This window comes from Natrinema gari JCM 14663, from assembly GCF_000337175.1.
Lineage (GTDB): Archaea > Halobacteriota > Halobacteria > Halobacteriales > Natrialbaceae > Natrinema > Natrinema gari.
This window is the reverse complement of record NZ_AOIJ01000008.1, coordinates 1-9,923: the sequence shown is the minus strand read 5'-3', so window position 1 is coordinate 9,923 and position 9,923 is coordinate 1. Positions and strand designations below refer to the sequence as shown.

At 63.4% G+C, this 9,923-nt stretch carries 14 protein-coding genes; all 14 read left to right on the top strand.

The window, feature by feature from the left end; genetic code table 11:
* Window positions 1-1,848: 1,848 nt before the first annotated feature.
* The 14 genes from C486_RS00245 (at window position 1,849) to C486_RS00185 (ending at window position 9,839) form a co-directional block, all read left to right on the top strand.
* Window positions 1,849-2,187 carry a DUF5658 family protein gene (locus C486_RS00245; protein ID WP_008451609.1) on the top strand — a complete coding sequence of 113 codons (339 nt, stop codon included), beginning with the start codon at window positions 1,849-1,851 and terminating at the stop codon, window positions 2,185-2,187.
* Entirely contained in the window at window positions 2,184-2,387 is a 204-nt protein-coding gene (locus C486_RS22715) for a DUF7563 family protein (RefSeq protein WP_083865974.1), read from the top strand. The genes C486_RS00245 and C486_RS22715 overlap by 4 nt, the downstream gene beginning before the upstream one ends.
* Window positions 2,384-4,441: a DNA cytosine methyltransferase gene (locus tag C486_RS00240; protein WP_008451607.1), complete on the top strand. Its 2,058-nt coding sequence runs from the start codon at window positions 2,384-2,386 to the stop codon at window positions 4,439-4,441. Before C486_RS22715 ends, C486_RS00240 begins: the two co-directional genes overlap by 4 nt.
* Window positions 4,434-4,763 carry a helix-turn-helix domain-containing protein gene (locus C486_RS00235; protein ID WP_008451605.1) on the top strand — a complete coding sequence of 110 codons (330 nt, stop codon included), beginning with the start codon at window positions 4,434-4,436 and terminating at the stop codon, window positions 4,761-4,763. The genes C486_RS00240 and C486_RS00235 overlap by 8 nt, the downstream gene beginning before the upstream one ends.
* 744 nt (window positions 4,764-5,507) lie before the next feature.
* On the top strand, window positions 5,508-5,927 hold the full coding sequence (locus C486_RS00225) for a hypothetical protein (RefSeq protein WP_008451602.1): 420 nt from the start codon (window positions 5,508-5,510) through the stop codon (window positions 5,925-5,927).
* Window positions 5,928-6,013: 86 nt separating this feature from the next.
* The gene (locus tag C486_RS00220) at window positions 6,014-6,634 is read left to right on the top strand and encodes a hypothetical protein (protein ID WP_008451600.1); all 621 of its coding nucleotides are present in this window, start codon (window positions 6,014-6,016) and stop codon (window positions 6,632-6,634) included.
* The gene (locus tag C486_RS00215) at window positions 6,631-6,846 is read left to right on the top strand and encodes a hypothetical protein (protein WP_006187053.1); all 216 of its coding nucleotides are present in this window, start codon (window positions 6,631-6,633) and stop codon (window positions 6,844-6,846) included. Before C486_RS00220 ends, C486_RS00215 begins: the two co-directional genes overlap by 4 nt.
* Entirely contained in the window at window positions 6,843-7,406 is a 564-nt protein-coding gene (locus C486_RS00210; protein WP_008451592.1) for a hypothetical protein, read from the top strand. Before C486_RS00215 ends, C486_RS00210 begins: the two co-directional genes overlap by 4 nt.
* Window positions 7,399-7,623: a DUF7511 domain-containing protein gene (locus C486_RS00205; protein ID WP_008451589.1), complete on the top strand. Its 225-nt coding sequence runs from the start codon at window positions 7,399-7,401 to the stop codon at window positions 7,621-7,623. Before C486_RS00210 ends, C486_RS00205 begins: the two co-directional genes overlap by 8 nt.
* A gap of 61 nt (window positions 7,624-7,684) precedes the next feature.
* Entirely contained in the window at window positions 7,685-7,858 is a 174-nt protein-coding gene (locus C486_RS21240; protein ID WP_160164278.1) for a hypothetical protein, read from the top strand.
* A 217-nt stretch (window positions 7,859-8,075) separates the two neighbouring features.
* Window positions 8,076-8,402 carry a PadR family transcriptional regulator gene (locus C486_RS00200; protein WP_008451587.1) on the top strand — a complete coding sequence of 109 codons (327 nt, stop codon included), beginning with the start codon at window positions 8,076-8,078 and terminating at the stop codon, window positions 8,400-8,402.
* On the top strand, window positions 8,402-9,052 hold the full coding sequence (locus tag C486_RS00195; RefSeq protein ID WP_008451586.1) for a hypothetical protein: 651 nt from the start codon (window positions 8,402-8,404) through the stop codon (window positions 9,050-9,052). The genes C486_RS00200 and C486_RS00195 overlap by 1 nt, the downstream gene beginning before the upstream one ends.
* Window positions 9,052-9,486, top strand: coding sequence for a hypothetical protein (locus C486_RS00190; RefSeq protein WP_008451584.1), 435 nt, complete (start codon window positions 9,052-9,054; stop codon window positions 9,484-9,486). The genes C486_RS00195 and C486_RS00190 overlap by 1 nt, the downstream gene beginning before the upstream one ends.
* Complete coding sequence (locus C486_RS00185; RefSeq protein ID WP_008451582.1) at window positions 9,486-9,839, top strand: hypothetical protein; 354 nt, start codon at window positions 9,486-9,488, stop codon at window positions 9,837-9,839. Before C486_RS00190 ends, C486_RS00185 begins: the two co-directional genes overlap by 1 nt.
* Window positions 9,840-9,923 lie beyond the last annotated feature (84 nt).

Below are 9,923 nucleotides of genomic sequence, written 5' to 3'. Positions count from 1 at the left end.
CTGCTACGGTCTAGTAGATTACTACAGTATTTAAGAGTTTCGGCAGAAACTCGAATGGCAGTATCGTGACAGTTCGTGGCTGGTGGACGGCTCCTATCGTGGCGTCCTCGGGTCCCGTTTCCTACGGAATCGTTGTTCTACCGCTTTCTACGGCGTCTCTCCCTCTCTCGTGGCTGTCCTGTTCCGGCCGATCGCTCTCAGCACCCTCTCAGACGTTCGGAGCAGAACCGCCCGAGAAAAAGATATCTCGGGATTCTCAATGGCCGCTATCAGATACTCGAGAGAACACGCTNCCCTCTCAGACGTTCGGAGCAGAACCGCCCGAGAAAAAGATATCTCGGGATTCTCAATGGCCGCTATCAGATACTCGAGAGAACACGCTCATTCCGATATCGTCCACACCTTCGCATCGCTCACCATTTCGGATTCGAGCTCACCATCGTCCTCGAGTGCAGTCAATCGCCGCAACGCCGTTTTCCGATTACAACCGATTTCCTTAGCTATCTTCGGCGTCGACGCGATCGAACACTCACGGACGGCCTTCAGAAAATTGTCGTCGCTGTATTCTTCATTAAATCGCTTCGTCTGGTCGTCTCTCGACCGATCACTCATCGTCCGTACGCACGAAACGCAGTACTAAAAACCCCCGCCCCGCCACGAGTCATGGGCAAGAACTAAGTCAATCTAACTGAATGTAGTAGACAACGAAGCATCCGCTCGTGGCGATTGGGTAATCGTCACAGAATGCAGCGTGGTGGCACACGCTGCGGTGCTTCGTAGTATACCAACCCCACGAAGCATGAGCACGTTACAGACAGGGCGACTTAAAACTAGTCGCAATGAGANGGCACACGCTGCGGTGCTTCGTAGTATACCAACCCCACGAAGCATGAGCACGTTACAGACAGGGCGACTTAAAACTAGTCGCAATGAGACAGAGTCAGAGACCCGTTCACATAACAGCCGTCAGCCACGCGTCGTCGGCACGTCGGACGGGATCAACGTTGATCTCCCCGCGACGCCGAGCTACGACCGCGAGTACGATCTACTCATCGAGGAGGCCGTTCGCCAATGAACGGTCGGAACGCCTTCAATCCGGACACGGACGACCGTCCGGCCCATCCTGTGGTCAAAGCCGAGTTCGGCGAAGATCCTGCTCGGTACCTTGCGCTCGACGATCTGTACCTGGCCTTCGCCCGCATCCGCGGGATCGACAACCTCGCGCTCCTCAAGGAGTGGCAGCGAATCGAGGCCGAGCACTGGGGCCGATCCCGGGTCATGAAACGACTCAATGCTCGCGAGCGCGAGCTGACTAACAAGCCGATCGATCCGACGCCCGACCCGACCGACTCCAGGGCGACCGCGACGGACGGCGGAACTGTCGAAACTCCTGACGACAGTGGGAAGCCGTCTAACGACCTCAGTACAACAGCCGACTCGGGAAGGGACACATCANCGGACGGCGGAACTGTCGAAACTCCTGACGACAGTGGGAAGCCGTCTAACGACCTCAGTACAACAGCCGACTCGGGAAGGGACACATCAACTCCCGAGTCGGCGTCCGATTCTCCCGACGACCTCCATCCCGACACGGAGGGACTCGTGGCCGGCGAGGTCCTGATCCTCGAGTACACCGACCGAACGGAGTACGTCTTTCCCGCGACGCCCGCGGCCGAGGATCCATTCCTCATGCGCGCGTTCAACGGTGACGATGAACGAACCGACGACCCGATCGGACTGACGCTCGACGAACTCCGAACCCGAGCCGACGAGCACGACCCGAAGCCGATCGCGGAGATCGATATCGACGCACCGCGAGGGGCCGCGACCAACGGAGGTGCGGAATAGATGCAGTCCCGAACCGTCACCGTCGAGATTCCCGTCCCGCAGTTCCCCCTCGAGCACGCCTGTTGGCTCCTCGTCGCGGCCGCGATCGCCGCCGATATCGCGACCACCCAGATCGGCCTGCAAGCTGGCCTCACGGAAGGCAACCCGGCCGCTCGCGGCGCACTCGAGTACGGCGTCGCCGGCATGCTCACACTGAAAGCGGGCGCGATCGGCGTCGGTCTGCTTTGTCGCTCGTTCCTCGAGCGGCCGTACCGACCGATCGTCCCGGTCGGGCTGGCCCTCCCGTGGCTGCTGGCGGCGCTGTGGAACATGGCTGCTCTGTCGGGGGTGCTCGCATGAGTACCGATCGTCCCCAGTGGACGCCGACGACCGAGTCCACCACGTCGGCCCCGCGGGGCCAGAATTGCGACGCACAGGTGACACAACGCTTCGCTCGCGTGTTCGGCGACAACCACGACGTAGTCCACGCTTGCGCCGAGTGTACCGACAACCGCCACCTCCCACGTGAAGCCGCCCAAGCTGGCGGAGGGCTACGATGAGCGACAAACTTGTCGCCGTCGACCTGTTCGCGGGCGCTGGCGGCCTCTCGACGGGACTCGTCAAAGCGATCATCGACACGCACGCAGACACGATCGCACTCGAGACTGGTCTCGCAGCCGACGAGATCACGCCGGGCCACACCCGCGTTCACTGGTGGCTCGCGCAAAACGTCGAACTGCACGCAGTCAATCACTGGGAACCGGCGATCGAGACCCACGAACAGAACCACCCGTGGGCCGAGCACTACCACGCGAAGATCGAAGAACTGCATCCGCCGGACGTCGTCGAGCCCGGCGAGGTCGACCTCCTCGTGGGCGGCCCGAGTTGCCCCCATCATTCGAAAGCACGCGGCGGCAAACCCGTTAACGAACAGAAACGCGCGAGCGGGTGGCATGTCCTCCACTGGGTCGAACACCTCCAGCCCGACCACATCATGCTCGAGAACGTCCCCGAGTTTCGCGACTGGGGCCCGATCGAGGACGGCCAGTCGACCAACGACGGCTCGATCTTCCAGCGCTGGATCGGGATGCTCGAGGCACTCGGTTACTCGGTCCTGTTCGACGACGAGGACGACGACTATGGTACCGTCCTGAACGCTGCCGACTACGGCGAAGCACAGTCCCGAAAGCGCCTGTTCATCGTCGCGTCGCAGGACCACCGCCCGACCGCGCCCGACCCGACTCACGACGACGCCGATCCCGACAAGCCCGACCGCCGAACGGCGGCGGACATCATCGACTGGTCGGATCNCCGCCCGACCGCGCCCGACCCGACTCACGACGACGCCGATCCCGACAAGCCCGACCGCCGAACGGCGGCGGACATCATCGACTGGTCGGATCTCGGCGACTCGCTGTGGACGCGCGACCTCGAGAACCCGCGCGTGCAACCACTCGCGAAGAACACGATGGCCCGGATCGCTGAGGGCATCCGGCGGCACTGTGGCGACCGACTCGAGCCGCTGGCCGACGCCCTCGAGACGATCGGCAAGGACGAACTCCGGGCGCTGCGCGAGACGGTCGTTCCAGCCGAACACGCGGCGACGGTCGCAGCGGCCGTCGACCGACCGTTCCTCGTGCGTGTGCCGAGCGGGCGGACGACGCTCGCGACGCCGCAGATACTCGGACAGCACAGCAACTCGGTCGCTCGCGATGTCTCCGAACGACCGGCCCCAACCGTCGCGACGGGTGGAAAACTGCAACTCTCGAGCCCGGAGACGTTCTGCTTGCGTCAACAATCCGGCGGCGTCCCGGCGGCGACGGACCAGCCACTCCCAACCGTCGCGACGAAGGGCGCGATCTCGGTGGCGACCGCGGAGGCGACGCCGCTCATCAAGCCGCGCAACGGTGCGCGCCGCGGCCTCCATTCGAACCCGCTGTACGAGGCCGACTCGCGCCCGCTGCACACGGTCACTGCGAGCAACCACGACGGCCACCTCGTCACGCCGACGCTGATCCACTACTCCCACGGCGGGACGCTTCGCGACCCGACGACCGATCAACTCCCGACGGTCGCGACCGAGAAGGGCGGCGCGTTCGCCCTCTCGAGTCCGTATCTCTGCCCGCTGTACAACAGTTTCAGTGGACAGCGCCCGCGGACGCGAAAGATAGACCGGCCGCTCATGACTGTGACGGCGCGCAAGTCCGCCCCCGCGTGTCTCGCGACGCCGGAACCGTTCCTCGTCGAGTATTACGGCAACGCGACGCCGAACGATGTCGCCGACCCACTCCCGACGGTTACGAAACGGGACCGCTTCGCGCTGTGTGTCCCCGAGGTGTTCCCCTACGGACTCGACGTGCGCTACCGCATGCTCGAGCCCGACGAACTCAAGCAAGCGCAGGGGTTCCCCGAAGGCTACGACCTCGCGGGTGAGACGAAAACGGACGTCACTGAGCAGATCGGCAACGCAGTCCCGGTCAATCTCGCACGGGCGCTGTGCCGGCATCTCCTGGTCGACGAGACGCCGAGCCTATCGACGTTCGGCGGCGGGATCACGGCCGATCCCGACGCTGAGGTCCCGGAGTACTCGGAGGGGATCGAGAGCGATGATTGATGTCTCGCCCGACGAGTTCCCCGGCCGCGGCGACCTCCCCGACGCGCTGGCGTTCGTGAAACCAAATCGCGCCCGTGCATACATCGCCCTCGAGCGTGCCGACGGCCCGGTGACCGCCACGGAACTCAAGGACGCACTCGGCTGTTCGAACGCGACGGCCTATCGGTGTCTGAACGACCTGCAAGAGATCGACCTCGTCTGTGAGTCGATCCGCCTCGGCGGGGNGTACAGCCCAAAAACGGCCTACACGACGGTTGCAGACGCGCCGTCGTGGGACCGAGCCCGCGCCGACGGCCCTACTCCGGCAGAATCGGACCGATGACCACCCAGCACACGACTCGACCCATGGCAACACGCAACCCGACCCCGACCGACCGTGCCGACGACCAACTGACGCTTTCGGCGTACGATCACACGGCCGCGTTCCCCGATCCCGGCACTTCCGACACCGAGGGCTGCCGACCCGACGAACTCGAGGCCAGCGACGACGCCACGACCCGACTCGTGAAACTCACCGGCGATGATCGGTGGACCGACGACGAACTCGCGACGTTCTACGAGCGCGGGTACTTCCCCGCGGAGATCGCTCGCGATCTCGGTCTCGAGCGCTCGGAGGGAGCCGATCGATTGCGACGGGCGGGCCACCTGCAACCGCATGACGACTACCGGACGCTCGCCGAACTCTACGACGAACGGGGCTACTCGACCACCGAAATCGCTGAGACGGCCTGTGACAGGCAGGTCAGTTCGGAGACGGTCGCCGAGCGGCTGCACCGCTTTGGACTGCACCAGGAGTCGGCCCAAGACAAACTCGCAGCGATGGACCCCGACGAGTTGGATCTATCGACCGATGCTGACGACCGCGAGGAGCGGAGGGNCCAGGAGTCGGCCCAAGACAAACTCGCAGCGATGGACCCCGACGAGTTGGATCTATCGACCGATGCTGACGACCGCGAGGAGCGGAGGGTTCGGGCATGATCGAAGCCGACGACGCGGACGTTCGGAAGGCGATCTACCAGCTCGAGCACGGCGACGAAAACGAGGAGAACCCGAGGTACATCCAGTAATGAGCGACTATACTAACAGCGACAGTGAGAATGGCGTAGTCGAATCGAACGGCGACCGAATCACAGCGACTCTCGACGGCAGCGAACTCGAGGGCGACTGGCAGACCATGAAGCGACTGGCGGACGACATCCTCCACGAGGCGGACGACCACAAGACCGACCTCCAGAAAGCGTCAGAAATCAGCGGCGCGCACATCCGAGTGTCGTGTGACTGTTGTAACTTCGAGGCAGAATTCGAGTATGCGAGTCGCGTCCGAGACCGGAATGCGACACCTGAGGACCACGCCGACCACCCGGATTTCGAGTGTACGGCCGACGATGTGACTGTCGAAGCCTTCTGCCCACGGCATGGGACGATCCCACTCTCGTACGATGAGTGCGACGGATGTGCCGATGTTCGGAACATGATGAACCGATGAGCCACCAAGACACCGACGATCGACAGGACCTCNCTCTCGTACGATGAGTGCGACGGATGTGCCGATGTTCGGAACATGATGAACCGATGAGCCACCAAGACACCGACGATCGACAGGACCTCGAGTACGCCCAGAATCGCGTTGCGGAGGTCAACGAACGCGCTGCGAAAGCCGTCTCCCAACTCGCAGGGATAGAATCGAACGCGGCTCCGACGGCCTCGCTTCGGATGGCCCACTCGGATCTCTGCCAGACTCTTGCGAACACGAACCGGGCGATCGCCCAAGTCGAACAGGCGATCACCGCTCGTCGCGACGGCCACGGGCGGGCAATGCCCCGCGAGATTACGAGCGAGCACGCCGACCGCTTCGACGAGATTTACGACGGTCCGGTGTACTACCTGGCGATCCAACTACTCGAGAAGAATCGCCACGAGTACCTGTACGCGACGCCGGATACGTACGGCGCGGAACAGATCGAACGCCACGGGCTGACCGAGAACCAGCGCAAGTGGCTCGGCGATCTCCAAGACGCGTGGCAGGCACACGACGAGGTGTACGACCCGCGGACGATCGACGACGACCGACTCTCGAATCACCTTCGGACAGTCGTCTCGGAGTCGCGCAACGAGAACTGGGGAAACGTCCGGGCGAATCTCGAATCGGCGCTCGAGGCCGTCGACGAACTCGCGGAGGACGATTCGGAATGAGTGACCACCGTCACGCAACGGACCGAAAGCGCGTCACTGTCGTTGCAGGCTGTCCGAACGGCTGCCAGCAGTACGAACTCGAGACGGAAGGCAAGGCCGAGTCGGTCGAATCGCTCATCGAGGACGTGACCGACAGTTTCGGCGAGTGTACCAAATGCGGCGCGTCGATGGGCGTGCTCCGCGACGAGGAACCCAGCGAGGTACTTGAATGACGGGTCCCGAACCCGCCCCCGAACACGTCGGCCTCCGTGGCGACCCGCCGGTGATCGCCGACCTCGAGAAACTTCGAGGAATCCCGAGCATTCACCTCGGAAACGCGGTCTACGTCCAAGCCGTCGAACGTCGGCCGGACGGCACCTACGCGGCGTATCTCGGGTTCTCGAAGCCACGGGATACGTCCGACGGCGCTAGTCGCAACGAGATTACGTTCGTCAACTACGGCCCGGTCGGGGCGATGTACGCCCATCCGGTCGAAATCGGCGGCGAGACCTACTACGAGGTGGACCTGCCCGACCGCGACGAACTCGAGGCTGCCTGTATCGCCCGGCGCGAACGCGAGGGCGACCACCGGGCCGCGGTCGTCCCACCGCTGGCGAATCTACTCGAGGAGGGGGCCGACGAGCACGCCGATCGGAGCGGCGACCTCCATCGCGGCATGGCGCTGGCCTTCGAGGCGGCCCGTCGCGAGTTGGTCGCCCGCCGAGACGCCGCCTACCGGGGCGACCGACGCTGGTCTCGAGACGAGTTAGACGAGGGGATTGACCTTGAGTAGTTCCAAACCCGACCCGTTCAACTGGATCGACCGATCGGACCTCGAGAGTCCGCACGCCAACCAGCGCCGAATCGACGCGGTCCACACGCTCGCCGATCCCGACGGCGTCCCGCCGCAGTGTGCGATCCACCCGCCTGCCGACGAGGCCGAGATCCTGACGGCGTGGGTCGCAGCGAGCGGCGAGCAGTCGTTCGTCGATCTCGAGGACATGCGGTAACGGCGGGGTCAGTGACGAATCTGGGAATCAGATTTATATTGAATCGCTCTGACATCCGTGTATGAAGGTCCACCACGTAGCAGTCTGTTCGAACTGCCGGTTCCATGAGATCGGGTTCGATAAGAACGACGCGGAAGACCTCGCAGACCAGCATCGCGAGGCCGAGCCCGACCATCAGGTAACGATCAAAGAGAACCCGATCGGCGGCGCTGCTGAGTATCCTGACCGCCGGTAGCGAGTTTTCGTCCACTGTCCGGCGATCGGTCCATCACCACCCAATACTTCCATAGAGCCGTAGATGCAACTCAGAGTTGTCAAAGTCGTAGGCGGNCCGTTCTCGAAACACCCCGAGCGATAGGTACGGTTGCAAAACCGACCGAACTACGGCACCACTCCCAAAAAACCCGTCTGTCGTCACAACAGTCTTTCCTTTTAACATTGATCGTTGATGTATGGCACTCGCCGAAAGCCAAGCGGAGACGACGACCGATGCGTTTGCTGAGTACCCACACTTCCGTCGCGACCTGCTGTTCGCGATCGCCGCCGTCGGCCCGGCCAGCGGGAAGGCTGTTCAGGCGGAGATTGAGGCCTACTACGAGACAGACATCAACCACGGGCGACTGTACCCGAACCTCGATGCACTGGTCGATGACGGCCTCGTCGAAAAGGGGGAGATCGACGACCGAACCAACTCGTATGAATTGACCCAATCTGGCCGACAGGCACTCAAGGAACGTCGCGAGTGGGAAGCCGAACGGCTCTCGGAGGGCGATGCGTAATGCCCGAAACGGTCGAACTCGAGGGCGACGCACACGACATCCTCCTGTCCTACCAGCGCGACGACGAGGACCTATCCGAGACGCTCGCGCGGGTGGTCCCGGCGCTGATCCCGCACGCGATCAACTTCGACAACGCCGGCATCGACCACGAGCAACTGGATTCCGACAGTCGGTTCGTCCTCGAGCGCTGGCCCGATGGCGACGGTCACTCGAGCATCTGGGTCTACGACTCGAAAACGGCGTACCTCCGCGCGAATAAGGTGGTCGCCGAACACACCACGCTTAACCCTGAGTCGGTCTCGGACGGCGACCACACCGCTCCCGATACCGTCAACAGCGTGACCGTGATCGATTCCGACGACGGTGGGTCGCTCACGTACGACGGCCCGTTTTCGTTCCTGCGCGACGGTGGGGAGTGGGAGATCCCCCTGCCGGTCGACCCCGACGATCGGGCCGGGATCCACGAGACGACCGCGGAGAACCTGACCGAGCGCGTCGGCGACTTCGCGATCGCATGGGCCGACGGCAGCGGCGAAGCGTCGGGAAAGATCGTGGCCGCGGACGTGCTTGAGGCCGACCTGCTATTCCGCGTCAATGATCCAACGCACGTCGATCCGGCCGACATCGATCTCTTGGAGGTCGATGCGTGATGGCCGCCGACGGCGCGATTCCGAAACGAGACGACCGCTACGACGCGGCCATTTACAACGTCGATCTCGGTGAACAGATGCCGGACTTCGAGTCCGTTGACTGTACGCCGACCGAGCACGCCGGCCGACCGGCGGTTATCCTCGCGATGGGGCCATACGACGAGGACGTTCGAAAGGCGAAGGTCTGTACCGAGGGCGGGATGCTCATGCAGGAAACGGCCTTCGATGACGTCTCTGGGATCACGCTCGAGGCTGCCGGGGGCGTTCGCGATCGCGTCCAGAACTATCCCGGTGACCAGGATCTCGAGACGGTGCCACTCGCGGACGTGCTCGAGATGGCCGGCAAGGATATCGACGACGTAGAGGTGACGCACGCAGGGGTCAACGGCGACGAACTCATGATTAAAACGACCGACGCGGAGGACGATTCGTAATGCCCGACTCTGACGATACCGAATACGAGTGGGAAGTGATGGTGACGGCCGACGTGGAACACACGCCACGGGTCACCGCCGACTCTCCCGACGACGCCGAGGACGAAGCCGCCGAGTACATCCGCGAGGAATACGGCGCGACGCCGGAGAACGTCACTCACGAAACCGAACTTTCCGACGGCCGGCACCAGGTCTGCGTGTGGGCCGAACGGCACTTCTACCCGACGGCGACGGAAGCCACCGAAGCCGACGCACTCGAGGCGGCAAAAGAGGAGGTGCAACGCGAGCACAGCGTTCAGACAAGCGATATCCGCGGGACCAGTGCGCGGAAGATCCGAGAGGTGCCTGCGTAATGTCGACCTTCAAAACCTTCCTCACGGACGACCTCAACGTAGCGTCCAGGCCCGCGGCGGCGCTGGCCGACCACTACGAGACCG

Coding starts and splice junctions, on each gene's coding strand:
- C486_RS00245 (WP_008451609.1), top strand. CDS start 1,849: ATGCAGTCCCGAACCGTCACCGTCGAGATTCCCGTCCCGCAGTTCCCC.
- C486_RS22715 (WP_083865974.1), top strand. CDS start 2,184: ATGAGTACCGATCGTCCCCAGTGGACGCCGACGACCGAGTCCACCACG.
- C486_RS00225 (WP_008451602.1), top strand. CDS start 5,508: ATGAGCGACTATACTAACAGCGACAGTGAGAATGGCGTAGTCGAATCG.
- C486_RS00220 (WP_008451600.1), top strand. CDS start 6,014: ATGAGCCACCAAGACACCGACGATCGACAGGACCTCGAGTACGCCCAG.
- C486_RS00215 (WP_006187053.1), top strand. CDS start 6,631: ATGAGTGACCACCGTCACGCAACGGACCGAAAGCGCGTCACTGTCGTT.
- C486_RS00210 (WP_008451592.1), top strand. CDS start 6,843: ATGACGGGTCCCGAACCCGCCCCCGAACACGTCGGCCTCCGTGGCGAC.
- C486_RS21240 (WP_160164278.1), top strand. CDS start 7,685: ATGAAGGTCCACCACGTAGCAGTCTGTTCGAACTGCCGGTTCCATGAG.
- C486_RS00200 (WP_008451587.1), top strand. CDS start 8,076: ATGGCACTCGCCGAAAGCCAAGCGGAGACGACGACCGATGCGTTTGCT.
- C486_RS00195 (WP_008451586.1), top strand. CDS start 8,402: ATGCCCGAAACGGTCGAACTCGAGGGCGACGCACACGACATCCTCCTG.
- C486_RS00190 (WP_008451584.1), top strand. CDS start 9,052: ATGGCCGCCGACGGCGCGATTCCGAAACGAGACGACCGCTACGACGCG.
- C486_RS00185 (WP_008451582.1), top strand. CDS start 9,486: ATGCCCGACTCTGACGATACCGAATACGAGTGGGAAGTGATGGTGACG.